The sequence below is a fragment of the Citrobacter youngae genome (assembly GCF_003818115.1).
Taxonomy (GTDB): Bacteria; Pseudomonadota; Gammaproteobacteria; order Enterobacterales; family Enterobacteriaceae; genus Citrobacter; species Citrobacter youngae.
The window spans coordinates 101,177-126,719 of sequence record NZ_RPOI01000015.1; the positions used below are offsets into that span (position 1 = coordinate 101,177).

At 53.3% G+C, this 25,543-nt stretch carries 27 protein-coding genes; 16 read left to right on the forward strand and 11 right to left on the reverse strand.

Translation table 11 applies throughout. From position 1 onward, the window contains the following. Window positions 1-17 precede the first annotated feature (17 nt). Window positions 18-1,886 (forward strand): amidohydrolase, encoded by a 1,869-nt coding sequence (locus tag EHN13_RS12615; protein ID WP_124021492.1) that lies wholly within the window; start codon window positions 18-20, stop codon window positions 1,884-1,886. A 60-nt stretch (window positions 1,887-1,946) separates the two neighbouring features. On the opposite strand, the gene EHN13_RS12620 is transcribed toward EHN13_RS12615, so the two are convergent. Then, window positions 1,947-2,549: a peroxiredoxin gene (locus tag EHN13_RS12620; RefSeq protein ID WP_048212444.1), complete on the reverse strand. Its 603-nt coding sequence runs from the start codon at window positions 2,547-2,549 to the stop codon at window positions 1,947-1,949. Window positions 2,550-2,717: 168 nt separating this feature from the next. Continuing rightward, window positions 2,718-3,299, reverse strand: a complete 582-nt coding sequence (gene acpH, locus EHN13_RS12625) for an ACP phosphodiesterase (RefSeq protein ID WP_048212443.1) — start codon at window positions 3,297-3,299, stop codon at window positions 2,718-2,720. Between the two features lie 216 nt (window positions 3,300-3,515). Between acpH and queA the strand changes: the two genes are divergently transcribed. From queA to EHN13_RS12660, 7 genes are all read left to right on the forward strand, one after another. Continuing rightward, window positions 3,516-4,586 (forward strand): tRNA preQ1(34) S-adenosylmethionine ribosyltransferase-isomerase QueA, encoded by a 1,071-nt coding sequence (queA, locus tag EHN13_RS12630; protein WP_124021493.1) that lies wholly within the window; start codon window positions 3,516-3,518, stop codon window positions 4,584-4,586. A 55-nt stretch (window positions 4,587-4,641) separates the two neighbouring features. After that, window positions 4,642-5,769 (forward strand): tRNA guanosine(34) transglycosylase Tgt, encoded by a 1,128-nt coding sequence (gene tgt / locus EHN13_RS12635; protein WP_003021535.1) that lies wholly within the window; start codon window positions 4,642-4,644, stop codon window positions 5,767-5,769. A gap of 22 nt (window positions 5,770-5,791) precedes the next feature. Beyond that, complete coding sequence (yajC, locus tag EHN13_RS12640; protein ID WP_003021544.1) at window positions 5,792-6,124, forward strand: preprotein translocase subunit YajC; 333 nt, start codon at window positions 5,792-5,794, stop codon at window positions 6,122-6,124. Between the two features lie 27 nt (window positions 6,125-6,151). Continuing rightward, on the forward strand, window positions 6,152-7,999 hold the full coding sequence (gene secD / locus EHN13_RS12645) for a protein translocase subunit SecD (RefSeq protein WP_124021494.1): 1,848 nt from the start codon (window positions 6,152-6,154) through the stop codon (window positions 7,997-7,999). A gap of 10 nt (window positions 8,000-8,009) precedes the next feature. After that, on the forward strand, window positions 8,010-8,981 hold the full coding sequence (gene secF, locus EHN13_RS12650) for a protein translocase subunit SecF (RefSeq protein ID WP_003021550.1): 972 nt from the start codon (window positions 8,010-8,012) through the stop codon (window positions 8,979-8,981). A 169-nt stretch (window positions 8,982-9,150) separates the two neighbouring features. Then, window positions 9,151-9,516: a VOC family protein gene (locus EHN13_RS12655; RefSeq protein ID WP_101741807.1), complete on the forward strand. Its 366-nt coding sequence runs from the start codon at window positions 9,151-9,153 to the stop codon at window positions 9,514-9,516. Window positions 9,517-9,539: 23 nt separating this feature from the next. Further along, entirely contained in the window at window positions 9,540-10,232 is a 693-nt protein-coding gene (locus EHN13_RS12660) for a helix-turn-helix transcriptional regulator (protein ID WP_121584290.1), read from the forward strand. 45 nt (window positions 10,233-10,277) lie between these two features. On the opposite strand, the gene EHN13_RS12665 is transcribed toward EHN13_RS12660, so the two are convergent. Both EHN13_RS12665 and EHN13_RS12670 read right to left on the reverse strand, forming a co-directional pair. Then, entirely contained in the window at window positions 10,278-11,141 is an 864-nt protein-coding gene (locus EHN13_RS12665) for a nucleoside-specific channel-forming protein Tsx (protein WP_003021561.1), read from the reverse strand. A gap of 422 nt (window positions 11,142-11,563) precedes the next feature. Next, window positions 11,564-12,103, reverse strand: a complete 540-nt coding sequence (locus tag EHN13_RS12670) for a SadB/YajI family lipoprotein (RefSeq protein ID WP_048212439.1) — start codon at window positions 12,101-12,103, stop codon at window positions 11,564-11,566. A 154-nt stretch (window positions 12,104-12,257) separates the two neighbouring features. Here EHN13_RS12670 and nrdR point away from each other — a divergent pair, with 154 nt between their 5' ends. The 6 genes from nrdR (at window position 12,258) to pgpA (ending at window position 16,365) form a co-directional block, all read left to right on the forward strand. Next, window positions 12,258-12,707, forward strand: coding sequence for a transcriptional regulator NrdR (gene nrdR / locus EHN13_RS12675; RefSeq protein WP_016152032.1), 450 nt, complete (start codon window positions 12,258-12,260; stop codon window positions 12,705-12,707). A gap of 3 nt (window positions 12,708-12,710) precedes the next feature. After that, window positions 12,711-13,814, forward strand: coding sequence for a bifunctional diaminohydroxyphosphoribosylaminopyrimidine deaminase/5-amino-6-(5-phosphoribosylamino)uracil reductase RibD (gene ribD, locus EHN13_RS12680; protein WP_124021495.1), 1,104 nt, complete (start codon window positions 12,711-12,713; stop codon window positions 13,812-13,814). A gap of 90 nt (window positions 13,815-13,904) precedes the next feature. Next, on the forward strand, window positions 13,905-14,375 hold the full coding sequence (gene ribH, locus EHN13_RS12685) for a 6,7-dimethyl-8-ribityllumazine synthase (protein WP_003021575.1): 471 nt from the start codon (window positions 13,905-13,907) through the stop codon (window positions 14,373-14,375). A 19-nt stretch (window positions 14,376-14,394) separates the two neighbouring features. Next, entirely contained in the window at window positions 14,395-14,814 is a 420-nt protein-coding gene (nusB, locus tag EHN13_RS12690; RefSeq protein WP_000801129.1) for a transcription antitermination factor NusB, read from the forward strand. Window positions 14,815-14,891: 77 nt separating this feature from the next. Next, window positions 14,892-15,869 (forward strand): thiamine-phosphate kinase, encoded by a 978-nt coding sequence (gene thiL, locus EHN13_RS12695; RefSeq protein ID WP_124021496.1) that lies wholly within the window; start codon window positions 14,892-14,894, stop codon window positions 15,867-15,869. Further along, window positions 15,847-16,365 carry a phosphatidylglycerophosphatase A gene (gene pgpA / locus EHN13_RS12700; protein WP_003021578.1) on the forward strand — a complete coding sequence of 173 codons (519 nt, stop codon included), beginning with the start codon at window positions 15,847-15,849 and terminating at the stop codon, window positions 16,363-16,365. Before thiL ends, pgpA begins: the two co-directional genes overlap by 23 nt. A gap of 102 nt (window positions 16,366-16,467) precedes the next feature. On the opposite strand, the gene yajO is transcribed toward pgpA, so the two are convergent. The 4 genes from yajO to xseB are packed head-to-tail and all read right to left on the reverse strand — an operon-like array spanning window position 16,468 to window position 20,528. Further along, a complete protein-coding gene (yajO, locus tag EHN13_RS12705) occupies window positions 16,468-17,442 on the reverse strand; it encodes a 1-deoxyxylulose-5-phosphate synthase YajO (RefSeq protein ID WP_101741804.1) in 975 nt (324 codons plus the stop codon). A 56-nt stretch (window positions 17,443-17,498) separates the two neighbouring features. Further along, window positions 17,499-19,361 carry a 1-deoxy-D-xylulose-5-phosphate synthase gene (gene dxs, locus EHN13_RS12710; RefSeq protein WP_124021497.1) on the reverse strand — a complete coding sequence of 621 codons (1,863 nt, stop codon included), beginning with the start codon at window positions 19,359-19,361 and terminating at the stop codon, window positions 17,499-17,501. 24 nt (window positions 19,362-19,385) lie between these two features. Then, entirely contained in the window at window positions 19,386-20,285 is a 900-nt protein-coding gene (gene ispA / locus EHN13_RS12715) for a (2E,6E)-farnesyl diphosphate synthase (protein ID WP_048212434.1), read from the reverse strand. After that, complete coding sequence (gene xseB / locus EHN13_RS12720) at window positions 20,286-20,528, reverse strand: exodeoxyribonuclease VII small subunit (protein ID WP_038638224.1); 243 nt, start codon at window positions 20,526-20,528, stop codon at window positions 20,286-20,288. 208 nt (window positions 20,529-20,736) lie between these two features. Here xseB and thiI point away from each other — a divergent pair, with 208 nt between their 5' ends. Then, a complete protein-coding gene (thiI, locus tag EHN13_RS12725) occupies window positions 20,737-22,185 on the forward strand; it encodes a tRNA uracil 4-sulfurtransferase ThiI (protein WP_124021498.1) in 1,449 nt (482 codons plus the stop codon). A gap of 65 nt (window positions 22,186-22,250) precedes the next feature. Here the strand turns inward: thiI and EHN13_RS12730 are convergent, their stop codons facing one another. The 3 genes from EHN13_RS12730 to panE are packed head-to-tail and all read right to left on the reverse strand — an operon-like array spanning window position 22,251 to window position 24,830. Continuing rightward, a complete protein-coding gene (locus EHN13_RS12730) occupies window positions 22,251-23,333 on the reverse strand; it encodes a hypothetical protein (protein ID WP_124021499.1) in 1,083 nt (360 codons plus the stop codon). A 32-nt stretch (window positions 23,334-23,365) separates the two neighbouring features. After that, window positions 23,366-23,956 carry a protein deglycase YajL gene (yajL, locus tag EHN13_RS12735; protein ID WP_124021500.1) on the reverse strand — a complete coding sequence of 197 codons (591 nt, stop codon included), beginning with the start codon at window positions 23,954-23,956 and terminating at the stop codon, window positions 23,366-23,368. After that, on the reverse strand, window positions 23,919-24,830 hold the full coding sequence (gene panE / locus EHN13_RS12740) for a 2-dehydropantoate 2-reductase (protein WP_040232714.1): 912 nt from the start codon (window positions 24,828-24,830) through the stop codon (window positions 23,919-23,921). Before panE ends, yajL begins: the two co-directional genes overlap by 38 nt. Window positions 24,831-25,004: 174 nt before the next feature. Between panE and EHN13_RS12745 the strand changes: the two genes are divergently transcribed. Beyond that, window positions 25,005-25,496: a YajQ family cyclic di-GMP-binding protein gene (locus tag EHN13_RS12745; protein ID WP_003831002.1), complete on the forward strand. Its 492-nt coding sequence runs from the start codon at window positions 25,005-25,007 to the stop codon at window positions 25,494-25,496. Window positions 25,497-25,543 lie beyond the last annotated feature (47 nt).

A 25,543-nucleotide genomic window follows, 5' to 3' on the forward strand; every position in this document is an offset into this window, starting at 1 on the left:
TTTCTCAGGAGATTGTTATGTCTCAAACTGCCACACTGATTCTGACTCACGGAAAAATTCATACTCTCGAAAAGCAAAGCCCGCAGGTAGAGGCGGTGGCGATCGCTAACGGGAAGATCCTCGCGACGGGTAGTCACGATCGGGTAATGAGCTTTGCGACCGACGGTACGCAGATTGTCGATCTGCAGGGACACACCGTGATCCCGGGTTTAAATGATTCGCACCTGCACCTCATTCGCGGTGGGTTGAACTACAACCTGGAGCTGCGCTGGGAAGGTGTCCCATCGCTCGCAGATGCGCTGCGCATGCTCAAAGAGCAAGCCGATCGGACGCCGTCTCCGCAATGGGTGCGGGTGGTCGGCGGCTGGAGCGAGTTTCAGTTTGCCGAACGGCGCATGCCAACCCTGGAAGAACTGAATGAAGCTGCTCCGGATACCCCAGTTTTTGTTCTGCATCTCTACGACCGGGCTTTGCTGAACCGCGCTGCGTTAAAAGCCGTCGGCTACACCAAAGCGACGCCGGATCCGGCGGGCGGTGAGATTGTGCGTGACAGCAACGGCAATCCAACCGGAATGTTGATAGCCAAACCGAACGCCATGATCCTCTATTCGACGCTGGCGAAAGGGCCAAAACTGCCGTTAGAGATGCAGGTTAACTCGACCCGCCAGTTTATGCGTGAGCTGAACCGACTGGGGCTGACCAGCGCCATCGATGCCGGCGGCGGCTTCCAGAACTACCCGGAAGATTACGAGATCATCGAGCAACTGCACGCGAACCAGCAGATGACGGTGCGTATTGCCTACAACCTGTTTACCCAGCGTCCGAAACAGGAAGTGGAAGACTTTGAGCGCTGGACGGATATGCTCAAACCCGGGCAGGGAACCGATTTCTATCGTGCTAACGGGGCAGGGGAAATGTTGGTCTTCTCGGCGGCTGACTTCGAAGATTTCCTGCAGCCACGCCCGGATTTACCGGAAGGGATGGAAGAGGAACTGGAGCGCGTGGTGCGCCACCTGGTGGAACATCGTTGGCCGTTCCGCCTGCATGCCACCTACGATGAATCCATCAGCCGCATGCTCGACGTGTTTGAGAAGGTGAACCGTGACATCCCGTTCAATGGCCTGCACTGGTTCTTCGATCACGCCGAAACGATTACTGAACGCAACATCGAGCGGGTAAAAGCGCTGGGCGGTGGCATTGCAGTTCAGCACCGTATGGCGTTCCAGGGCGAATATTTTGTCGATCGTTATGGCAAAGATGCGGTCAAACACACGCCGCCGGTGGCGAAAATGCTGGCGGCTGAAGTTCCGGTAGGGCTGGGGACTGACGCCACCCGTGTGGCTAGCTACAACCCGTGGACCGCGCTCTACTGGCTGGTTTCGGGCCGCACCGTTGGCGGTATGGCGATGTACGATGATAACAACCGCTTGCCGCGCGACGTGGCGCTGGAACTGTGGACCGCTGGCAGCGCCTGGTTCTCCAGCGAGCAGGGTAAGAAAGGGCGCATTGAGAAAGATCAACTGGCCGACCTGGTGGTGCTGTCTAAAGATTACTTCAACGTGGCGGAAGAAGAGATCAAAGGCATTGAGTCGGTGATGACCATTGTCGATGGCAAAGTCGTGTATGCGGCAGGGCATTTCACCCCGCTGGCACCGCCGGCCATCCCGGTTGTACCTGACTGGTCGCCGGTAGTGAAGGTGCCGGGGCACTATCGCTCAGCGCCGCCGGTTGCCGCGAAGGTTGGGGCAATGGTGCAGATGCATCAGTGCTGCGGAAGCTGTGGTGTACATGGCCATCAGCATGATATTGCGCGTAAATCAGGGATAGCGGTATCAGATGATCGGGCCTTCTGGGGTGCGCTTGGCTGTTCCTGCTTCTCGTTTTAACGGACGGGTCAGTGCCAATAAAAAAGGCCGCTTTTGCGGCCTTTTTTCGATTCATGCCAATTACAGGCTGGAAACGTTTTCAGTCAGGTATTTTGCTACGCCGTCCGGAGAGGCGTTCATACCTTCTTTACCTTTTTCCCACTGTGCCGGGCAAACGTCGCCGTGTTCTTCGTGGAACTGCAGCGCGTCAACCATACGCAGCATTTCGTCGATGTTACGACCCAGCGGCAGGTCGTTAACCACCTGGTGACGAACAACGCCGTTAGCGTCGATCAGGAAAGAACCACGCAGAGCAACGCCCGCTTCCGGGTGCTCGATGCCGTAGGCTTTCTGGATTTCGCGTTTGATGTCAGCAACCATTGCGTATTTCACTGCACCGATGCCGCCTTTGTCGACAGGGGTGTTACGCCATGCGTTGTGGACAAATTCAGAGTCAAAAGAAACGCCAACCACTTCAACGCCACGTTTCTGGAATTCTTCGTAACGCTTGTCGAATGCGATCAGTTCAGACGGGCAAACGAAGGTGAAGTCCATCGGCCAGAAGAACAGAACGGTGGTTTTACCGTTGGTATGCTGTTTGAAGTTGAAGTTATCAACAATCTCACCGCTACCCAGTACCGCAGCTGCTGTGAAATCCGGAGCCTGACGAGTTACCAGTACCATATAATTCTCCTGCAAAGTTAAGGGGTTTTTGGAACGCAACGCGGGCCAGTATAGAGAGTGTTCGGTAATAAGACAAAGAGGCGCTGGCAATCAATGAGACAGGTTTTGTCTATCAATCTTTTGCCGGATGACGGCTACTGCTTATCCGGCGCGTCATGCGGGCTACAATCAAAGGGTTTTACGCCGCGCCTGGTCCATCATTTGCGGATAAAACTGCCAGAATCGTTCTTCTAACGCATCGTAATGCGTATTGAGGTCATACCATGAGTCGCGCAGGGCATCGAGACGTGGACGGCGACTGGCCATGCCGTTGAGTACGTTCTGGATAAAATCCATGTCGCGATAGCGCTCAAGCCATTTCTCTGACCACATATAATTGTTCAGATTAATAAAGCGCGGCGGTGATTCTGGCAGAATAGTGGCAACCTGGGTGTGCGCGTAGCGCACAAAATCCGTCAGCGGGAAGTCAGGAGAAATTTCCGACCAGTGGCGCGACAGAAAATGATCCCACATGACGTCCAGTGTAATCGGTGCGACGCGACGCGTTTCGCTACGAAACCACTCCTTGGCTTCACGCACCTGTGGCAGGTTATCGGTCATTACGTCGATGCGACGGTGCATGAAGATGCCTTCCACCACGTCGGGCGAATAGTGCGTTTGGGGATTACCCCGGACAAAATCGGCCAGCAGATTGCCGGAAAGCGAGCTATCGGCAAGGTGGGCCAGATGCAAATGTGCAAGAAAATTCATATCCACTTCATCCTTCAAACTGCCTCTTTGTTAGCTGCCTTCACTCACCCCAGTCACTTACTTGAGTAAGCTCCGGGGACTCATTCAGTTGCCGCCTCGATGCATCTTGAATGATTTTGTGTATAGATTATGTCTCTTAACTTGAGGGGTAAAGGTTGCAGGGAGAACGCCCCGGCACTAGACTACCCGCCTCTTATTTTAGTCTGAGTCAGTGTCATGCGCGTTACCGATTTCACCTTTGAATTACCCGAATCCCTGATTGCCCACTATCCGCAAGCTGAGCGCAGCAGTTGCCGCTTGCTGTCACTGGATGGGCCGACGGGCGCGCTGACGCACGGTACTTTCACTGATTTGCTCGATAAGCTCAACCCTGGAGATCTGCTGGTCTTTAATAATACCCGCGTGATCCCGGCTCGTCTGTTTGGCCGTAAAGCCAGTGGCGGCAAGATTGAAGTGCTGGCCGAGCGTATGCTGGATGACAAACGTATTCTGGCGCATATTCGTGCTTCAAAAGCGCCGAAGCCGGGCGCAGAGCTGCTGCTGGGCGATGACGAAAGCATTAAAGCAACGATGGTGGCGCGCCATGACGCGCTGTTTGAAGTTGAGTTTAACGACGAACGCAGTGTGCTGGATATTCTGAACGCCATCGGCCACATGCCGCTGCCGCCATATATCGATCGTCCGGATGAAGACGCCGACCGCGAGCTGTACCAGACCGTGTACAGCGAAAAACCGGGCGCGGTCGCCGCGCCGACCGCCGGTCTGCACTTTGACGAACCACTGTTGGCAAAACTGCGTGATAAAGGCATTGAGATGGCGTTCGTTACCCTGCACGTTGGAGCGGGTACTTTCCAGCCGGTGCGCGTAGACACCATCGAAGATCACATTATGCACTCCGAATATGCGGAAGTGCCGCAGGATGTGGTGGACGCGGTGCTGACGGCGAAAGCGCGCGGTAACCGCGTGATTGCGGTGGGCACCACCTCCGTACGTTCACTGGAAAGTGCGGCGCAGGCGGCCAAAAACGATCTAATCGAGCCGTTCTTCGGCGATACACAAATCTTTATTTATCCAGGCTATAAATATCAGGTGATTGATGCTCTGGTCACCAACTTCCACCTGCCGGAATCGACACTGATTATGCTGGTTTCCGCATTTGCTGGTTATAAAAACACCATGCACGCCTATCATGAAGCGGTAAAAGCGGAATATCGCTTTTTTAGTTACGGTGATGCAATGTTTATCACGTACAATCCGCAGGCTATTTCTGAGCGTGTCGGGGAATAAGTTTCCGGCATGAGTGTTTAAAACGTCGGACTGTTTTTCTGACGCAGGAGTGAAGATGAAATTTGAACTGGACACCACAGACGGTCGCGCTCGCCGCGGCCGCCTGGTTTTTGATCGTGGCGTAGTGGAAACGCCTGCTTTTATGCCGGTCGGTACTTACGGCACAGTAAAAGGTATGACGCCGGAAGAAGTTGAAGCGACCGGCGCACAGATCATCCTCGGCAACACTTTCCACCTGTGGCTGCGCCCGGGTCAGGAAATCATGAAGCTGCACGGCGATCTGCACGATTTTATGCAGTGGAAAGGCCCAATCCTCACCGATTCTGGTGGCTTCCAGGTATTCAGTCTGGGCGACATCCGTAAGATAACTGAGCAAGGCGTGCATTTCCGTAACCCGATCAACGGCGATCCAATTTTCCTCGATCCTGAGAAGTCGATGGAGATTCAATACGATCTCGGTTCCGATATCGTGATGATCTTCGACGAATGTACGCCGTATCCTGCCGACTGGGACTATGCTAAACGCTCGATGGAGATGTCTTTGCGTTGGGCGAAGCGTAGTCGCGACCGTTTTGATAGCCTCGGCAACAAAAATGCGCTTTTTGGCATCATTCAGGGCAGTGTTTACGAAGATTTACGTGATATCTCCGTCAAAGGTCTGGTAGATATCGGCTTTGATGGCTACGCTGTCGGCGGTTTGGCTGTTGGTGAACCGAAGGAAGATATGCACCGCATTCTGGAGCATGTTTGCCCGCAGATTCCGGCTGATAAACCGCGTTACCTGATGGGCGTCGGTAAACCAGAAGATCTGGTTGAAGGTGTGCGTCGCGGTATCGATATGTTTGACTGTGTGATGCCAACGCGAAATGCCCGTAATGGTCATTTGTTTGTGACTGACGGCGTGGTAAAAATTCGTAACGCGAAACATAAAAGCGACACCAGTCCGCTCGATGCTGAGTGTGATTGCTACACCTGTCGCAATTATTCGCGCGCATACTTGCATCATCTTGACCGTTGCAACGAAATATTGGGCGCGCGACTCAACACGATTCATAACCTTCGCTACTACCAGCGTTTGATGGCGGGTTTACGCAAGGCTATTGAAGAGGGTAAATTAGAGAGCTTCGTGACCGATTTTTACCAACGTCAGGGTAGACCAGTTCCACCTGTGAACGTTGATTAATTTTAATAATGAGGGAATTTGAATGAGTTTTTTTATTTCTGATGCGGTAGCGGCAACAGGTGCTCCGGCGCAGGGCAGCCCGATGTCTCTGATTCTGATGCTGGTGGTGTTTGGTCTGATTTTCTACTTCATGATCCTGCGCCCACAGCAAAAGCGTACCAAAGAACACAAAAACCTGATGAACTCCATTGCGAAAGGCGATGAAGTGCTGACCAACGGTGGTCTGGTGGGTCGCGTGACCAAAGTAGCAGAATCTGGCTACATCGCTATCGCGCTGAACGACACCACTGAAGTGGTTATTAAACGTGATTTCGTAGCTGCCGTTCTGCCGAAAGGCACCATGAAGGCGCTGTAATTTATTGTTTTCCCAAAGGGAACTGCCGTGTTAAACCGTTATCCTTTGTGGAAGTATGTCATGCTGATCGTCGTTATTGTCGTCGGTCTGCTCTATGCGCTTCCCAACCTGTATGGTGAGGATCCGGCTGTTCAAATCACTGGCGTGCGCGGTGCCGCCGCCAGTGAGCAAACGCTGATCCAGGTCCAGAAAACGTTACAAGAAGATAAAATCACACCTAAGTCTGTGGCTCTGGAAGAGGGTGCTATTCTCGCGCGCTTCGACTCCACTGATACCCAACTGCGCGCACGTGAAGTATTAATGGGCGTACTGGGCGATCAGTACGTCGTGGCGCTTAACCTTGCTCCGGCAACCCCGCGTTGGCTGGCAGCCATTCACGCAGAACCGATGAAACTCGGTCTTGACCTGCGTGGTGGCGTTCACTTCCTGATGGAAGTGGATATGGACACCGCGTTGAGTAAGTTGCAGGAACAAAATATTGATAGCCTGCGCAGCGATCTGCGTGAAAAAGGCATTCCTTATACTACCGTTCGCAAAGAAGATAACTACGGTCTGAGCATCACCTTCCGTGATAGCAGCGCCCGTGATGAAGCTATCTCTTACCTGAGCAAGCGTCACCAGGATCTGGTTATTTCCAGCCTGGGCAGCAATGCACTGCGTGCGGTAATGACCGATGCGCGTCTGAGCGAAGCCCGTGAATACGCGGTACAGCAGAACATCAACATTCTGCGTAACCGTGTTAACCAACTGGGTGTTGCTGAGCCGGTGGTACAACGTCAGGGTGCTGACCGCATCGTGGTCGAACTGCCGGGTATTCAGGATACCGCGCGGGCGAAAGAAATTCTGGGCGCAACCGCGACGCTGGAGTTCCGTCTGGTAAACACCAACGTTGACCAGTCCGCTGCGGCATCCGGGCGTGTACCGGGTGATTCGGAAGTGAAACAGTCTCGTGAAGGCCAGCCTGTTGTGCTGTACAAGCGCGTGATCCTGACCGGTGACCATATCACCGATTCTACTTCCAGCCAGGACGAATACAATCAGCCGCAGGTTAACATCTCGCTGGATAGCGCGGGTGGTAACATTATGTCCAACTTCACCAAGGACAACATCGGTAAGCCGATGGCGACCCTGTTCGTGGAGTACAAAGACAGCGGTAAGAAAGATGCTAACGGTCGTGCAGTATTGGTGAAACAGGAAGAGGTGATTAACATTGCCAACATCCAGTCTCGCCTGGGTAACAGCTTCCGTATCACAGGTATCAACAACCCGAACGAAGCGCGTCAGCTTTCTCTGCTGTTACGTGCCGGTGCGTTGATTGCGCCGATTCAGATTGTGGAAGAACGTACCATCGGCCCAACCCTGGGTATGCAGAACATTAAACAGGGTCTGGAAGCGTGTCTGGCCGGTCTGGTGGTGTCTATCCTGTTCATGATCTTCTTCTATAAGAAGTTCGGTCTGATTGCGACCAGTGCGCTGATTGCTAACCTGGTGCTGATTGTCGGTATTATGTCGCTGCTGCCGGGCGCTACGCTGAGTATGCCGGGGATTGCGGGGATCGTCTTAACCCTTGCCGTCGCGGTCGATGCGAACGTACTGATCAACGAACGTATCAAAGAAGAGTTGAGTAACGGGCGTTCGGTGCAGCAGGCCATCAACGAAGGTTATGCGGGCGCATTTAGCTCCATCTTTGATGCGAACATTACGACGCTGATCAAGGTCATCATCCTGTACGCAGTTGGCACCGGGGCAATTAAAGGGTTCGCGATTACTACCGGTATTGGTGTGGCGACGTCGATGTTTACCGCGATTGTCGGTACACGTGCCATCGTAAACCTGTTGTATGGCGGCAAGCGCGTCAAAAAGCTGTCAATCTGAGGAGTGCGAAGTGGCACAGGAATATACTGTTGAACAATTAAACCACGGCCGTAAAGTCTGGGACTTTATGCGCTGGGACTACTGGGCTTTCGGCATTTCAGGTTTCCTGCTGATTGCGGCCATCGTGGTGATGGGCGTACGCGGGTTTAACTGGGGTCTCGATTTCACCGGTGGTACGGTTATTGAAATCACGCTGGAAAAACCGGCCGATATGGACGTGATGCGCGATGCGCTGGAGAAAGCGGGCTTTGTTGATCCGCTTCTGCAGAACTTCGGCAGCAGCCACGACATTATGGTACGTATGCCGCCAACTGAAGGTGCAGACGGCGGTCAGGTGCTGGGCAGCAAAGTGTTGAGTGTGATTAACGAATCCACCAACCAAAACGCCGCGGTGAAGCGAATTGAATTCGTGGGTCCGAGCGTGGGTGCTGATCTGGCGCAAACCGGTGCGATGGCGCTGATGGCGGCACTGATCTCCATCCTGGTGTACGTCGGTTTCCGCTTTGAGTGGCGACTGGCGGCGGGGGTGGTTATCGCTCTGGCGCACGACGTGATTATCACACTTGGGATCCTGTCGTTGTTCCATATTGAGATTGACCTGACTATCGTCGCATCACTGATGTCGGTAATCGGTTACTCGCTGAACGACAGTATCGTTGTATCTGACCGTATTCGTGAAAACTTCCGCAAGATTCGTCGCGGTACGCCTTACGAAATCTTTAACGTGTCCCTGACTCAAACGCTGCACCGTACGTTGATTACGTCCGGTACGACGTTGATGGTTATTCTGATGCTGTTCCTGTTCGGTGGTCCGGTACTGGAAGGCTTCTCGCTGACGATGCTGATCGGTGTGTCCATCGGTACCGCATCCTCTATCTACGTGGCATCGGCGCTGGCGCTGAAGCTGGGTATGAAGCGTGAGCACATGCTGCAGCAGAAGGTCGAGAAAGAAGGGGCGGATCAGCCGTCAATTTTGCCTTAACCCATCAAGAGTGGAAATACTGGAATCCCGATCGCAAGGTCGGGATTTTTTTTGCCTGTGAATTAGCGACAGGCAATTATCTTTTCCTGTCGCCACACTACTGACAGTATGCTGCCAGTAGCACTGTCTTATAGTCCTTCTGACACCACCCACACAGGCAGGAGGAAGTATGAACAACGTCATTAACTGGTTTGAAATCCCCGTGGCACAAATGGATCGCGCCATTGCATTTTATGAGCCGGTGATGCAGGTTTCTTTGCGTCGGGAGAATATGGACTGCGCTGAGCTCGCCGTATTTCCGCATCAGGATCCCGCTCCTGGCGGTGCACTGGCTAAATTTGACGGTATTACGCCTTCAGCGCAGGGCGCTATTATTTACCTGCATACGGACGATTTGGCTGCAACGCTTGAACGCGTCGCCACCGCTGGCGGCCAGTGCGTGTTTGGCCCGCTTGAACTGGGGCAAGACATTGGCACGATTGCGCTGTTTACTGACAGCGAAGGCAATCGCGTTGGTTTACATCAACCCGCGTAATTTTTTCAGGACTGACGATTAATATGACCAGACGCGCCGACCGCTTGTTTCAGATTGTACAAATCCTGCGTGGCAGGCGAGTGACAACGGCGGCGCTGCTGGCAGAACGTCTGGAGGTGTCTGAACGGACGATTTATCGCGATATCCGCGATCTCTCTTTATCCGGCGTGCCCATTGAAGGCGAAGTGGGTAGTGGATACCGCTTAATGGCGGGGTTTGATCTGCCGCCGTTGATGCTAACCCAGCACGAATCAGAAGCGTTGATGGTAGCGATTCGGTTGCTGAAAACATGGGGCGGGGATTCACTCTCACAGGCGCTGGAATCAGCACAGGAAAAAGTGTTGGCGATATTACCGCCAGAGAGTCGGCGCAGAGCCGAGCAAACGCGGATTTTCGCGCCAGATTTTGGTAATCAGCCGCATTCACGCAGTGCGTTCGATCTCATACATCGCGCGGTTTCGGCGCAGCAGGCGCTGGCGCTGCATTATCGCGATGAGTCCGGGAATCTCTCCTGGCGCGACGTTCAGCCGCTGGGATTATTTTTCTGGGGCGAGCACTGGCTGCTCGTTGCCTGGTGTGAAAAACGTGACGATTATCGCTGTTTTCGCGTTGATCGTTGTCTGAAGATCACGCCGCTTAACAGGTATTTTCGCGAATCAGCGGATCGATCGCTAAGTGACTTTTTACGTAAAGTACGCTGTGAAGACCGGCCATAAAAAAGCCAGCGGTTAAGCTGGCTTGTCTGCGATAGATTGGCTGGATTAGAAGTTGTAACCAACAACCAGGTAACCACCCCAACCGGTAGATTTCGCGCTGAAATCGCCTTCGCCCCAGTTCAGAGTGTCGCCACCTTTCCACTGGCCGCCGTTGTGGAAGTAACGCGCCACTACGGAGTAGTGCCAGTGATCGTAGTTCAGCGCCAGAACGTGGCTGGAAGCGATAGAGTTGCTGGTGCGGTTCGGATCGTCACCCAAATCTGAGCCCCAGTCGAAGTTGGTGAAGCCGATGTAGGTCAACTGGCCTCCCCATACCTGGGTGATCGGCACAAAGTATTTCACTTTGAAACGGTAGCCATCCCACTCGTTTTCGTTGGATGCGCCATAGTTCTGCCACTGGTATTTAGCATACACGTTCAGAGACAGACCCATCGGCAGACCGGTATCGATATCGGTACCCAGACCCATATACCAGGTGCTCTGGCGGCTGGCTTTGTTATCACCCATATCGTAGATGTAGTTGTTGGCGAAATACCATTCTTTGAACGGACCGAAGCTCAGGTCAGCGCCGGTCAGCTTGTCGATGGAGAAACGCGGTTCGATTTCCATAAACAGCGGGGAACCGTCAGACCAGATACCTTTATCGTTGCCGTTACCCCAGTCGAAGGTTTTAGGAATATCGATGTAGCCATAGAAGTCAAACCAGTCTTTTTTGGCAAACGCTTCATATTCCAGATACACGTCGTTGTTCAGTTTCGGGGAGAAACGGGTGTGGTAGCTACCCACCACGTTGACGCTCTGGTGCCACCAGTCGGACAGATATTGCGGTTTGTCATTTTCTGCCGCGTTGGCAGTAAAAGACGAGGAGAGCGCCAGCACTGCACCGGCTGCAAGTAATGTTTTTTTCATATGTATGCCACTGTTTGAAATCCCTTTCGGGATAGAAAAATGCGCAATTTGCGTTTCTATACACTTCATCCTTCAAGCCGCCTCTTTGTTGGCTGCCTTTGCTCACCCCTGTCACTTACTGATGTAAGCTCCAGGGATTCACGCAGTTGCCGCCTTGATACGTCTTGCATGATTTTGTGTAGAAATATTTCGTGTTTCTTCGGTGCCTATTATAAAAATCATTGTTCACAAAAATATGTTTTGTTTCACAGTTCTATCATTTGCGTAATCGATTGCGTTCACGTTTGCGTACTTTAGGCGGCGAATTGTACTGGCTCCGGTGAATGTTGCCAAGTTTTACCGGAAATATCGCTTATGTCAGAGGAGTAACAAAATGGGCGGGAGTGATGTTGCGGAACGCACAAAAACGTTCCGCAAAAAGTTTATTGACTAACAGGTTGGATGTCGTGGATGCGAACAAAACCTAACTGATCTGGAGACAGTCCGTTTAACTGCAACGGAATGTCTACATCACTGGGGGCAAGAATACTTGCCGGGGCGTTGACCAACTGGTTGTGAACGTTCACTTCCTGATAGTTGTCCGTGGTGCCCTGAATTTGCCCGTATTCGACGGTGGCGCTAAAGGCGGGTAAAGGCGTGTTGGATTCACCCTGAATCCGCAGCGTCAGGCGCGTACCGTCGGCGTTCGGCGCAATATTTATCAGCGACATACGTAACGTGCCTATCTGGCTGTCCAGTCGGGCAGGGGTTTTGGAACCTGGCAGCAGATAGACGCCGCTGGTTGATTTTGCGTTCAACATATTTTGTTGAGTAATTTTTACCGTTTCCTGATTTAGCTGCGTCATCTCTTTATTCAACGTGCTAACACTTTGATGCATCTGGCGTACTTCGCTTTGCTGTGCGCAGGCGCTTAGGCTAAAGAGACTTCCCACCAGGAGAATTCTTAGGTAACGTCTTGTCATTGTGATCACTTCCTTTATTGTCGCGATAGCATAATGGTAGTGCGCACTGAGCGCGAAGGCATCGATCCTTTGTCTCAAAAGCGTTGCGCCTTTGTTGTCACGCCAGTTCAGGGTAAAATAGATTCCGGTCAACCACTGAGGTACAGGACGCCGTATGCATTGCCCATTCTGTTTCGCCGTAGACACTAAGGTAATTGACTCTCGTCTTGTCGGCGAGGGCTCCTCAGTACGCCGCCGTCGGCAGTGTCTGGTCTGTAACGAACGTTTCACCACTTTTGAAGTGGCTGAACTAGTTATGCCGCGCGTTGTGAAAAGCAACGATGTGCGTGAACCCTTTAATGAAGATAAGCTGCGCAGCGGCATGCTCAGAGCGCTTGAGAAACGTCCGGTCAGCTCTGATGACGTCGAAATGGCGTTGAACCATATCAAATCACAACTGCGTGCGACTGGCGAGCGTGAGGTGCCGAGCAAGATGATTGGCAACCTGGTGATGGAGCAGTTGAAAAAACTCGATAAAGTCGCCTACATCCGCTTTGCTTCGGTTTACCGGAGTTTCGAAGATATCAAAGAATTTGGCGAGGAGATTGCTCGCCTACAGGACTAAGCCATGCAGGATGAATTATACATGGCGCGCGCGCTGAAGCTTGCTGCGCGCGGACGTTTTACCACTCACCCCAACCCCAACGTGGGCTGCGTGATTGTGAAAGATGGGGAGATCGTCGGTGAAGGATATCATCACCGTGCGGGCGAACCGCATGCCGAAGTTCATGCTCTGCGGATGGCTGGAGAAAAAGCGCAAGGGGCAACGGCCTATGTGACGCTTGAACCCTGTAGTCATCATGGTCGCACGCCGCCGTGCTGCGATGCGTTGATTGCGGCGGGTGTATCGCGTGTGGTTGCGGCGATGCAGGATCCCAATCCGCAGGTCGCAGGACGTGGGCTCTACCGTTTGCAGCAGGCGGGCATCGACGTCAGCCACGGGCTGATGATGAGCGAAGTTGAGCAACTGAATAAAGGCTTTCTCAAGCGCATGCGTACGGGATTCCCGTATCTGCAGCTTAAGCTTGGCGCCTCGCTTGATGGCCGTACGGCGATGGCCAGCGGTGAAAGCCAGTGGATTACCTCACCACAGGCGCGCCGCGATGTGCAACGTTTACGCGCGCAAAGCCATGCCATTTTAACCAGTAGCGCTACGGTGTTAGCCGACGACCCTCAGCTTACCGTGCGTTGGTCGGAGCTTGGGGAATCAACTCAGGCGAGTTACCCGCAGGAAGAGCTGCGCCAGCCAATCCGCATTGTTCTTGATAGCCAGAATCAGGTCACTCCGGAGCATCGTATTGTGCAACAGCCAGGAGAAACCTGGATTGCCCGGACTAAAGACGACCCTCGTAGCTGGCCGGAGACGGTTCGTAGCCTGAAGGTGCCGGAACATAACGGGCATCTGGATCTGGTGGTGCTGATGATGCAACTGGGCAAACAGCAAATTAACAGCATTTGGGTAGAAGCAGGCCCAACGCTCGCGGGGGCATTATTACAGGCCGGTTTGGTCGATGAGCTAATCGTGTATGTTGCGCCTAAACTGTTAGGCAGCGATGCGCGAGGATTATGTGTGCTTCCAGGCCTTGAGAAACTGGTTGACGCCCCCCATTTCAAATTCAATGAGATACGCCAGGTGGGCCCGGACGTTTGCCTGCATTTAACGACTGCGTGAGGCTTTCTGATTTAGAGGAAGCAGCGCACAGAATATTATGATAAAATCCGCCCCCCTTACGGGGCTATAAATCGAACCCGAAGGAAGAATATGAACATTATTGAAGCTAACGTTGCTACCCCGGACGCTCGCGTCGCCATCACCATTGCGCGTTTCAACAACTTTATCAATGACAGCCTGCTGGAAGGTGCGATCGACGCCCTGAAACGTATTGGTCAGGTTAAAGATGAAAACATTACCGTCGTTTGGGTTCCAGGTGCCTATGAGCTGCCGCTGGCGGCTGACGCTCTGGCGAAAACCGGTAAATACGACGCGGTGATTGCGCTCGGTACGGTGATCCGTGGCGGTACCGCGCACTTCGAATATGTGGCTGGCGGTGCAAGCAATGGCCTGGCGCATGTCGCTCAGGACAGCGGCATTCCGGTAGCCTTCGGTGTTCTGACCACCGAAAGTATTGAACAAGCCATCGAACGTGCTGGCACTAAAGCCGGTAACAAAGGCGCAGAAGCTGCACTGACTGCGCTTGAAATGATTAATGTATTGAAAGCCATCAAGGCCTGATTTTTGTAAGGGGAAATCCGTGAAACCTGCTGCTCGTCGCCGCGCCCGTGAGTGTGCCGTCCAGGCGCTCTACTCCTGGCAGTTGTCCCAGAACGACATCGCTGATGTTGAATACCAGTTCCTGGCGGAACAGGACGTAAAAGATGTCGACGTTCTGTATTTCCGTGAACTGCTGTCCGGGGTGGCGACTAACAGCGCGTACCTGGATGGCTTAATGAAGCCTTACCTGTCTCGCCTGCTGGAAGAGCTGGGTCAGGTAGAAAAAGCCGTGCTGCGTATTGCGCTGTTTGAACTGTCTAAACGTAGCGATGTGCCATACAAAGTGGCCATCAACGAAGCGATTGAACTGGCGAAAACCTTCGGCGCTGAAGACAGCCACAAATTCGTCAACGGCGTACTGGATAAAGCAGCACCTGTGATTCGCCCCAACAAAAAGTAATTCCGAGGCCGGTCGGATGGTGGAACATGTTTCCGCTATCCCCGGCTTTTTCTTTTTTTTCTGCTGAGGCATAACGTATGGCATGCGGCGAATTTTCCCTGATTGCCCGTTATTTTGACCGCGTAAGAACCTCTCGTCTTGATGTCGAAACCGGTATTGGTGACGATTGCGCACTTCTGAACATCCCTGAAAAACAGACGCTGGCGATCAGTACCGATACGCTGGTAGCTGGTAACCACTTCCTCCCTGACATTGATCCGACCGATCTCGCCTGGAAAGCGCTGGCGGTGAATTTGAGCGATCTGGCGGCGATGGGGGCGGACCCTGCATGGCTGACGCTGGCGCTCACGTTACCTGACGTCGATGAAGCCTGGCTTGAAGCCTTCAGCGATGGCCTGTTTGAACTGCTGAATTACTATGATATGCAGCTGATTGGCGGTGACACCACGCGTGGACCACTGTCGATGACGCTGGGTATCCATGGCTACGTCCCTGTAGGACGGGTTTTAAAACGCTCCGGAGCGAAACCGGGAGACTGGATTTATGTGACCGGTACGCCGGGCGACAGCGCGGCGGGGCTGGCGATTTTACAGAATCGGTTGCAGGTTGGAGATGCAAAAGACGCGGACTATCTGCTTAAACGTCATCTGCGGCCAACGCCGCGCATCCTGCAGGGACAAGCCCTGCGCGATCTGGCGAGCGCCGCTATCGATATTTCCGACGGCCTGATCTCCGATCTGGGGCATATCGTTAATGCCAGCGGCTGCGGCGCGCGGGTTAACGTTGATGCGCTGCCTTACTCTCCGGCATTTGCCCAACACGTGGAATCGGAACAGGCGCTGCGCTGGGCGCTCTCGGGGGGGGAAGATTATGAGTTATGCTTTACCGTACCGGAAATTAACCGTGGCGCGCTGGACGTGGCGCTGGGGAATCTCGGCGCAGCGTTTACCTGTATCGGGCAGATGAGCACGGATGTGGAAGGCATTCACTTTACGCGCGACGGAAAACCCGTCACGTTCGACTGGAAAGGATATGACCATTTTGCCGCGCCTTAAAAAAGATGTCGCCAAAAGTCGCCTGAGTATGCGCAACCCGTGGCACTTGTTGGCCACCGGTTTTGGCAGCGGACTGAGTCCAATTGTTCCTGGCACCATGGGATCGCTGGCGGCGATCCCATTTTGGTATTTAATGACGTTTCTGCCGTGGCAGCTGTATTCGCTGGTGGTCATGTTGTCTATCTGTATTGGCGTTTATCTGTGCCATCAAACGGCGAAAGATATGGGCGTGCACGATCACGGCAGCATTGTCTGGGACGAGTTTGTCGGGATGTGGATAACCCTGATGGCGCTACCAACCAACGACTGGCAGTGGGTTGCCGCGGGTTTTGTGATTTTCCGTATCCTGGATATGTGGAAGCCGTGGCCGATCCGCTGGTTTGATCGCAACGTGCATGGCGGTACGGGGATCATGATCGATGATATTGTCGCCGGGATACTTTCTGCCGGGATCCTCTATTTTATCGGCCATCACTGGCCGGTAGGGATTATTTAACCCTTTTGGGGGCTATTGTAGGCCCGATAAGCGCCGCGCCATCGGGCAATCAGTGCTGGATGCGTTATGCTTATCCGGCCTACAATTAGCAATCGCCAATGCTTATTTAAATCCCACCACCGGATGCTGTTTGTACGGCGTTTCCAGCTCGGCTACCTGCTCTGGTTTCAGCGTTAAATCCACCGCATTAAGCAACTCATCCAGCTGTTCCTCACGCGACGTACCGATAATCGGCGCTGCCACACCGGGTTTACTCAGTAGCCAGGCCAGCGCAACCTGTGCACGCGTGACGCCTAATTCTTCACTGATACCGGCCAGCCGTGCTGCAATTTGCGCATCGTTTTCATCGCTCTCGTTGTACAAATTTTTACCGACTTCATCAGAAACCAGACGTGCCGTCGTTTCTCCCCACGGGCGCGTCAGGCGACCACGCGCCAGCGGACTCCATGGGATCACCGCCACACCTTCCTGATAGCAAAGCGGCAGCATTTCACGTTCTTCTTCGCGATAAATCAGGTTGTAGTGATCCTGCATGCTAACGAACTGTGCCCAGCCGTGTTGTTTCTGCAGGGCCAGTGCCTGAGCAAACTGCGAAGCGTGCATGGATGAGGCGCCGATATAGCGCGCTTTACCGGCTTTAACGACGTCGTTCAGCGCTTCCAGCGTTTCTTCGATTGGCGTGTTGTAATCCCAGCGGTGAATTTGCAGGATGTCGACATAGTCCATACCCAGACGTCTGAGGCTATCGTCGATTGAGCGCAGGATTTGTGCGCGGGATAATCCTTCCGGCAGGTCGTCAACCTGATGAAAAACCTTGGTGGCGACCACGACATCTTCGCGGCGGGCAAAATCACGCAGCGCGCGACCGACAATCTCTTCGCTGCTGCCAGCGGAGTAGCTGTTGGCGGTATCGAAAAAGTTAATGCCGCCTTCAAGGGCGTGTTTGATTATCGGGCGGCTGCTTTCTTCAGGTAGCGTCCAGGCATGATTGCCGCGATTGGGTTCGCCAAACGTCATGCAGCCCAGGCAAAGGCGGGAGACCCGAAGGTCGGTTTTTCCTAAGATGTTGTATTTCATCAATCCACTCCTGCTTAGCTCGTGATGAATTAAGCATAGCAGGAGCGGGGAGGGGATTATGCCAGCCAGGCCTTGATTTTGGCCTCAATTCCGGTGGCATTCAGGCCCAGTTCGGCGCGAGCCTCGTCCTGAGTTCCCTGGGGAATGAAGAAATCAGGCAGGCCAATATTCAGTACCGGAACGGGCTTACGATGTGCCATCAGTACTTCGTTTACGCCGCTGCCAGCACCGCCCATAATGGCGTTCTCTTCAATGGTGACCAGCACTTCGTGTTGGGCAGCCATTTCCAGGATCAGCGTTTCATCCAGCGGTTTCACAAAGCGCATATCCACCAGCGTGGCGTTCATCGACTCTGCGACCTGAGCGGCTTCCGGCATCAGGGTACCGAAGTTGAGAATTGCCAGTTTCTCACCGTGACGCTTGACGATACCTTTACCGATAGGCAGCTGTTCCAGCGGCGCCAACTCAACGCCCACCGCGTTACCGCGCGGATAACGTACTACCGTTGGACCATCGTTATAGTGATAGCCGGTAAACAGCATCTGGCGACATTCGTTCTCATCGCTCGGGGTCATAATGACCATTTCCGGGATGCAGCGCAGGAAGGAGAGATCGAACGCTCCCTGGTGGGTTTGCCCATCTGCGCCCACAATACCCGCCCGGTCGACAGCGAACAGGACCGGCAGTTTCTGAATGGCGACATCATGCAGCACCTGATCGTACGCGCGTTGCAGAAAAGTAGAGTAAATCGCCACGACCGGCTTATAGCCGCCAATCGCCAGACCGGCAGCAAACGTCACCGCGTGCTGCTCGGCAATCGCCACATCGAAGTAGCGGTCCGGGAACTTACGGGAAAACTCCACCATGCCGGAGCCTTCGCGCATTGCCGGGGTGATCGCCATCAGCTTATTGTCTTTCGCCGCGGTTTCGCACAGCCAGTCACCGAAGATTTTTGAATAGCTCGGCAGGCCGCCGCTGCTTTTCGGCAGGCATCCGCTGGACGGATCGAATTTTGGTACTGCGTGGAAGGTAATCGGATCTTTTTCCGCCGGCTCGTAGCCACGACCTTTTTTGGTCATGATGTGCAGGAACTGCGGGCCTTTCAGATCGCGCATGTTCTTCAGTGTGGTGATAAGCCCCAGCACGTCGTGACCGTCCACCGGACCGATATAGTTAAAGCCCAGTTCTTCAAACAGCGTACCCGGAACAACCATGCCTTTGATGTGTTCTTCGGTACGTTTGAGCAGCTCTTTAATCGGCGGTACGCCGGAGAACACTTTCTTCCCGCCTTCGCGCAGCGAGGAGTAAAGTTTGCCGGAGAGCAATTGCGCCAGGTGGTTGTTCAGCGCACCGACATTTTCTGAGATCGACATTTCGTTGTCGTTGAGGATAACCAACATGTCGGGTTTAATATCACCCGCGTGGTTCATCGCTTCAAACGCCATGCCAGCGGTGATGGCGCCGTCGCCAATCACACATACGGTACGACGTTCTTTGCCTTCTTTCTCAGCGGCAACCGCAATACCGATGCCAGCGCTGATGGAGGTTGAGGAGTGCCCAACGCTCAGTACGTCATACTCGCTCTCACCGCGCCACGGGAACGGATGCAAACCGCCTTTCTGGCGAATCGTGCCGATTTTATCGCGGCGGCCGGTCAGGATTTTGTGCGGATAAGCCTGATGCCCGACATCCCAGATTAACTGGTCAAACGGGGTGTTGTAGACATAGTGCAGCGCGACGGTGAGTTCCACCGTGCCCAGGCCAGAGGCGAAGTGCCCGCTGGAACGGCTCACGCTGTCGAGCAAATAGCGGCGCAGTTCGTCGCAAAGCTTTGGCAGGCTCTCTTTCGGCAGCAGGCGTAACTCCTGGGTGGAGTCGACCAGCGCCAGGGTCGGGTATTTGGCTATATCAAAACTCATCGCAAGCTCATGGGATATGTTGGTTTATTTATCACGCTGGATTATGTAGTCCGCTAGCGCTTCCAGTGCCGAGGTATCGAGTGACTGTGCGGCCAGCAGATTCAGCGACTGGCGGGCATCTTCGATTAAATCCCGGGCTTTATTCCGGGCTTGCTCAAGACCCAGAAGTGCAGGATAGGTACTTTTGCCAAGCTGCTGGTCAGCACCCTGACGTTTACCCAATGTTGCAGTATCGCCTACCACATCCAGTATGTCATCCTGAACCTGGAAGGCCAGACCGATGCTTTCTGCGTATTTGTCGAGTATTGCCAGGCATTCTCGCCCTTTATCGCCTGCGCTCAATGCACCCAGACGTACGGCGGCGCGAATCAATGCCCCGGTTTTGTGGCGGTGAATACGCTCCAGAGCATCCAGCTCAACCTGATGGCCTTCGGCTGCCAGATCCAGCGCCTGGCCGCCGCACATACCGGCGATACCGCTGGCCTGAGCCAGTTCAGAGATCATCGCGATGCGGTCACGGTCAGACACTTCCGGCATCGGGGCGTCGCTGATAATGGAGAACGCCAGCGTTTGCAGCGCATCTCCGGCGAGGATCGCGTTTGCCTCACCAAATTTTACGTGACAGGTCGGCAGACCGCGGCGCAGGTCATCATCGTCCATCGCGGGTAAATCATCGTGCATCAGTGAATAAGCATGGATGCACTCGACGGCTGCAGCGGGAGCATCAAGCGTACTCAGGCTGACGCCAAACATCTGGCCGGTCGCGTACACCAGGAACGGGCGCAGACGTTTACCGCCTAATAATGCGCCATATTGCATGGTTTCGACCACGGGAGTGTTCTGAAAGGGCAGTGGCGCGATAAAACGGCTCAGTGCCTGGTTGGCCTGCTCAACGCAAGCCTGTAGCTGCTGCGTAAAATCCATTTACTCATTATCCGGTGTAAAAGGCGTAAGGGCGGCGTCTTCAGTATCTGACAGCAGGATTTGCACGCGCTGTTCAGCCTGTTGCAATTTAACCTGTCCCTGACGCGCCAACTGTACGCCGCGTTCGAATTCGTTCAGCGCTTCTTCCAGCGGCAGGTCGCCGCTTTCCAGGCGGGTAACAATCTGTTCCAGCTCGCTCAGCGCTGTTTCAAAACTGGCTGGCGCTTCATTTTTCTTCGGCATAATGAATGTCTGACTCTCTGTATTGGCAGCACAAGACTATGGTAACGGACTCGCACTGATAAGCAAATAACGCGCAATGGTAAGGCGATGTGCACAGGATGACCATGATGGTGGTATACTTGCGCGCCTGGATGCAGCCGCAGGGTATGGGCTGCTGTATTTTTTCCCATTACAAGTCATTCAGACTTGCCTAAGAACCATTGCCGCCATGAAGTTTATCATTAAATTGTTCCCAGAAATCACCATCAAAAGCCAATCTGTGCGTTTGCGCTTTATAAAAATTCTGACAGGGAACATTCGTAACGTTTTAAAGCACTATGATGAAGACCTTGCCGTTGTCCGCCACTGGGATCACGTTGAGGTTCGCGCTAAAGATGAAACCCAACGTCTGGATATTCGTGACGCGCTGACCCGTATTCCGGGGATCCACCACATTCTCGAAGTAGAAGACGTGCCGTTTACCGATATGCACGATATTTTCGAGAAAGCGCTGGTACAGTATCGTGACCAACTGGAAGGTAAAACCTTCTGCGTACGCGTTAAGCGTCGTGGTAAGCATGAGTTTAGCTCCATTGAGGTGGAACGTTATGTTGGCGGTGGACTGAACCAGCATATTGAATCCGCGCGCGTGAAGCTGACGAAGCCGGACGTGACGGTTAATCTTGAAATCGAAAACGACCGTCTGTTGCTGGTTAAAGGCCGCTATGAAGGTATTGGCGGTTTCCCTATTGGTACGCAGGAAGACGTACTGTCGCTGATCTCCGGTGGTTTCGACTCCGGCGTGTCCAGCTACATGCTGATGCGTCGCGGCTGCCGCGTGCACTACTGCTTCTTCAACCTTGGCGGGGCTGCGCATGAAATCGGTGTTCGCCAGGTGGCGCATTACCTGTGGAATCGCTTCGGTAGTTCGCATCGCGTGCGTTTTGTTGCTATCAACTTTGAACCTGTGGTCGGTGAGATCCTGGAGAAAGTTGATGACGGCCAGATGGGCGTGGTTCTCAAGCGTATGATGGTTCGCGCGGCGTCGAAAGTCGCTGAGCGCTACGGCGTACAGGCGCTGGTAACCGGTGAAGCACTGGGCCAGGTGTCCAGTCAGACGCTGACCAACCTGCGTTTGATCGATAACGTATCAGACACCCTGATCCTGCGCCCACTTATCTCTCATGATAAAGAGCACATCATCAATCTGGCGCGTGAAATTGGCACCGAGGATTTTGCTCGTACCATGCCGGAATACTGCGGTGTAATTTCAAAAAGCCCGACGGTGAAAGCGATCAAATCGAAGATTGAGGCCGAAGAAGAAAACTTCGATTTCTCTATCCTCGATAAAGTGGTTGAAGAAGCGAACAATATTGATATTCGCGATATCGCCCAGCAGACGCAGCAAACCGTGGTAGAAGTGGAAACCGTGAGCGACTTCGGCCCGAACGATGTGATTCTGGATATCCGTTCTGTGGATGAACAGGATGATAAACCGCTGAAGGTTGACGGCGTGGACGTCGTTTCTCTGCCATTCTACAAGCTGAGCACTAAATTCGGCGATTTGGACCAGAGTAAAACCTGGCTGCTGTGGTGTGAACGCGGGGTGATGAGCCGCCTGCAGGCGCTTTATCTGCGCGAGCAGGGCTTTGAAAACGTGAAGGTGTATCGCCCGTAATTGAGTAAACACCGTGTTGTAGGCCGGATAAGGCGGTTGCGCCGCCATCCGGCAATGCAACGATATTATTCAAAACGCACAGGAAGCGTCTTCCCGTTCGACTCCCAGACGCCCTGATAAACTCCGTCTTTTAACTCCAGCGTTATCTTCTCTTGCGCTTGTTCAGCAGCAGACGTCTTCAGTTCATAATGCTGATTGTTGGCGGTGTCGCACTTGCCGGTTAATTCAATCGGTGCGCCAAATTTCTGGTAAAAGTAAGCCCCTTCAAAAAAATCACTGTATTTGCAGTCCACCTTCAACACAATACGCATGCTTTTTCCCAGCGTGCCGTACATGACTTTGCCGTCAATGCCGGGCGCTGGCGAAACCGGTGTTGTACTCTTTGCTCCAGTCAGATACTGGCCGTACGGCGTGAGCCGATTTTGCAGTTCCGCGGTTGGGATTTTCGTGGTGAAATCACCCAACTCGTCGAGTGCGCGGCTGGCGTGGTTGCTACAGCGCCCGTTCAGGAAGACCAGATGGTCTTTTTGCAGGGAGAATTTGTCGATGTAATACAACCCGTCGGTGTAGGTTGCGCATGATGCGTAGAATTCGGCATAGTCAAAGTCTTCGCCTTTCTCTTCTTTTATTTGTTCTGGTGTTTGCGATTTATGCGCATCAACAAAGGTGTCGATTTGGCCACGGATATCTTTTCTGATACGGGTGTTTAATTCACCCATCGTGGAGCGGGAGAAAAGATCGTTAAGGGTAATGGCTGCGCCGCTGGCTAAATCAAAGCTGATCGGCACATTGAACGACTCGCAATATGCCCCGCAGCTTTCGACAAACATATTCATGGTCAGGATTTTTTCGTCGCGAAATTCAACCGTGTAGTTAAGGTTTGCGGTGGGATTCATGGCTGATTTCGCAAACTGGTTTACTGTGGCCTGCGGAGTATTACCCGGTAGCTGATTGATAAAGGTTGCGAAAATATAATCGTTAATACGTTTCGCAACCTTGGGGTTATCCGTCGAGGAAAGCCATGGTACGCGATATTGCATTTCAGTGCTTCCGGGATAGCGATACTCAATACTCTTTATGTCGAGTTGCGTCGCTGTGGCATAACCGGAAAGGAGCAATAAAGCCACTCCACTCAGATATCCTTTCATTATGATTCCTTATAAGGGAGTGGCCTGAAGATTTACTCGTAGTAGTTATAAATTCCCGCTGCCATCACCAGTTGTGATGCAACTTCGTAAGCCTTTTCACGACTGACCAGAAGATCAATGATTTTCAAACCGAAATCGATTGAGGTTCCCGGTCCCTGGCTGGTTAACAGGTTAACGCGCGGATCCCACACGACGCGCTTGTCCTGCCATTGATCAGCGGGGATTTGGTCTTTCAGCGCCGGGAAACCGGTCATGTTGCCGATGGGAAAAATGTCGTGCGGGACGAGGACGGTCGCGGCAGCGGCGCAGATTACCGCGACAATGCGCCCGGAGCGATGAAACTGCTTCACGGTTTCGACCAGCAGAGGGCTGTCGCGAAAGCACTCAGCGCCTTTGACACCACCGGGCAGTACGATAATGTCGAAATCGCCGTCAGCAACTTCGACTAATGGCGCATCCGCCAACAGTTTCACACCGCGCGAGCACACGATCGTCAGGTTGCCATCGCTGGCGACGCTGGCGGTTGTGACCTTAATTCCGCCGCGAACCAGTAGATCGATAGTAGTAACCGCTTCGGTTTCTTCACTACCAGGGGCGAGACATACCAGTGCTTGAGCGCTCATACTCACTTTCCTTTCTTTTAACCATTTCAAACAGGCGGGCATTTTCCGGAACGGCGATGCCGTGCGCGCGTGCGCGTTTTAACAAATAACCGGTAATGTAGTCGATCTCGGTATGACGCATGGCGCGAATGTCCTGCAGCATAGATGAGATATTTTCCGCCGTACTGTCAATCACTTGCTCGACATAATAGCGTAAATCATCCGCTGATGTGTGGTGGCCTTCGCGTTCGATGACCGCTGCCACTTCCTCGCAGATGAGCGCTATTTTTTCCGGATGGTGACGCAGCTCGCCGTTTGGGCAATCCCATAATGCGGTCAGCGGGTTAATGACGCAGTTGACGGCCAGCTTGCGCCACAGCTCGGCGCGAATGGTGTTGTGCCAGGCGACGTCCGGCAGCACCTCTTGCAGGGTTTCAGCCAGATAGCTGAAATCACCATCTTGTTCACGCGCCGGCCCAATACGCGTTGTTCCCTGAGCGACATGAATGATGACGTTCCCGTCACGGCGTGCCGCGTGAGTGGTGGTGCCCATCAGCAGGGGTTGTTTAATGTTATGTAACTCTTCAATCGTCCCCATGCCGTTGTGAATTAACAGAATGGGCGTGGTTTCGGGCAGAATTGCGGCCAGGCCTTTTACCGCATCAGAAACCTGCCAGGCTTTCAGGGTGACCAGCAGCAGGTCGCTTTTTGCCAAAAAGTCGGGGTCGTTTGCCGTCAGGGATTCATTAAAAACTGACCCATCCGTGTCGATCAGGTTTACGCTGCAGTAGGGTTGCGGTACGCGCAGCCACCCTTGCACCTCATGTCCATGTTTGCACAGCGCTGTAAGCCATAGCTGCCCTAACGCTCCACATCCCAGTACGGTAATTTTCATTCTTCCTCCTCACCTGCAACAGCACCAGGTGTTAATCCATATCGACCGCACCCCATTATTGTTCGCAGATGTCACTACCACGTACAATGAAAGGATACAGCCTAGTATAGCGCTGTCTGTTGAGTAACTTTGCAGGTATTATGCTTCGCATCAAAAATGAAGGGAGAGGAAAAGATGCCATCTTTCGATATTGTCTCTGAAGTTGATCTTCAGGAAGCCCGTAACGCGGTGGATAACGCCAGCCGTGAAGTCGAGTCACGCTTTGATTTTCGTGGCGTTGAAGCCACTTTTGAGCTGAATGAGTCAAATAAGACGATTAAGGTGCTGAGCGAGTCTGATTTTCAGGTTAATCAACTGCTGGATATTTTGCGTGCCAAGCTGCTCAAACGCGGTATTGAAGGCACGTCGCTGGACGTACCAGAGACCTTCGTGCACAGTGGTAAAACCTGGTTTGTTGAAGCTAAGCTTAAACAAGGCATTGAAAGCGCAGTGCAAAAGAAAATCGTTAAGCTGATCAAAGACAGCAAGCTGAAGGTGCAGGCGCAGATTCAGGGCGAAGAAATTCGTGTGACCGGTAAGGCGCGCGACGATCTGCAATCCGTCATGGCGCTGGTTCGCGGTGGCGATCTCGGCCAGCCGTTCCAGTTTAAAAACTTCCGCGATTAAGTCGTAATGCCTGATCCGGCCTACAGGTAGCACACGCTATTGGTAGG

What these genes read in the sequence shown, in the direction of transcription:
- panE (WP_040232714.1), bottom strand. Translation starts at nt 24,830, where the DNA reads ATGAAAATTACCGTACTGGGATGTGGAGCGTTAGGGCAGCTATGGCTT.
- EHN13_RS12655 (WP_101741807.1), top strand. Translation starts at nt 9,151, where the DNA reads ATGAACAACGTCATTAACTGGTTTGAAATCCCCGTGGCACAAATGGAT.
- yajO (WP_101741804.1), bottom strand. Translation starts at nt 17,442, where the DNA reads ATGAAATACAACATCTTAGGAAAAACCGACCTTCGGGTCTCCCGCCTT.
- pgpA (WP_003021578.1), top strand. Translation starts at nt 15,847, where the DNA reads ATGACCATTTTGCCGCGCCTTAAAAAAGATGTCGCCAAAAGTCGCCTG.
- EHN13_RS12670 (WP_048212439.1), bottom strand. Translation starts at nt 12,103, where the DNA reads ATGACAAGACGTTACCTAAGAATTCTCCTGGTGGGAAGTCTCTTTAGC.
- nrdR (WP_016152032.1), top strand. Translation starts at nt 12,258, where the DNA reads ATGCATTGCCCATTCTGTTTCGCCGTAGACACTAAGGTAATTGACTCT.
- EHN13_RS12665 (WP_003021561.1), bottom strand. Translation starts at nt 11,141, where the DNA reads ATGAAAAAAACATTACTTGCAGCCGGTGCAGTGCTGGCGCTCTCCTCG.
- thiI (WP_124021498.1), top strand. Translation starts at nt 20,737, where the DNA reads ATGAAGTTTATCATTAAATTGTTCCCAGAAATCACCATCAAAAGCCAA.
- xseB (WP_038638224.1), bottom strand. Translation starts at nt 20,528, where the DNA reads ATGCCGAAGAAAAATGAAGCGCCAGCCAGTTTTGAAACAGCGCTGAGC.
- thiL (WP_124021496.1), top strand. Translation starts at nt 14,892, where the DNA reads ATGGCATGCGGCGAATTTTCCCTGATTGCCCGTTATTTTGACCGCGTA.
- acpH (WP_048212443.1), bottom strand. Translation starts at nt 3,299, where the DNA reads ATGAATTTTCTTGCACATTTGCATCTGGCCCACCTTGCCGATAGCTCG.
- dxs (WP_124021497.1), bottom strand. Translation starts at nt 19,361, where the DNA reads ATGAGTTTTGATATAGCCAAATACCCGACCCTGGCGCTGGTCGACTCC.
- ribD (WP_124021495.1), top strand. Translation starts at nt 12,711, where the DNA reads ATGCAGGATGAATTATACATGGCGCGCGCGCTGAAGCTTGCTGCGCGC.
- ribH (WP_003021575.1), top strand. Translation starts at nt 13,905, where the DNA reads ATGAACATTATTGAAGCTAACGTTGCTACCCCGGACGCTCGCGTCGCC.
- yajC (WP_003021544.1), top strand. Translation starts at nt 5,792, where the DNA reads ATGAGTTTTTTTATTTCTGATGCGGTAGCGGCAACAGGTGCTCCGGCG.
- queA (WP_124021493.1), top strand. Translation starts at nt 3,516, where the DNA reads ATGCGCGTTACCGATTTCACCTTTGAATTACCCGAATCCCTGATTGCC.
- EHN13_RS12620 (WP_048212444.1), bottom strand. Translation starts at nt 2,549, where the DNA reads ATGGTACTGGTAACTCGTCAGGCTCCGGATTTCACAGCAGCTGCGGTA.
- EHN13_RS12745 (WP_003831002.1), top strand. Translation starts at nt 25,005, where the DNA reads ATGCCATCTTTCGATATTGTCTCTGAAGTTGATCTTCAGGAAGCCCGT.
- tgt (WP_003021535.1), top strand. Translation starts at nt 4,642, where the DNA reads ATGAAATTTGAACTGGACACCACAGACGGTCGCGCTCGCCGCGGCCGC.
- EHN13_RS12615 (WP_124021492.1), top strand. Translation starts at nt 18, where the DNA reads ATGTCTCAAACTGCCACACTGATTCTGACTCACGGAAAAATTCATACT.
- ispA (WP_048212434.1), bottom strand. Translation starts at nt 20,285, where the DNA reads ATGGATTTTACGCAGCAGCTACAGGCTTGCGTTGAGCAGGCCAACCAG.
- EHN13_RS12730 (WP_124021499.1), bottom strand. Translation starts at nt 23,333, where the DNA reads ATGAAAGGATATCTGAGTGGAGTGGCTTTATTGCTCCTTTCCGGTTAT.
- EHN13_RS12660 (WP_121584290.1), top strand. Translation starts at nt 9,540, where the DNA reads ATGACCAGACGCGCCGACCGCTTGTTTCAGATTGTACAAATCCTGCGT.
- yajL (WP_124021500.1), bottom strand. Translation starts at nt 23,956, where the DNA reads ATGAGCGCTCAAGCACTGGTATGTCTCGCCCCTGGTAGTGAAGAAACC.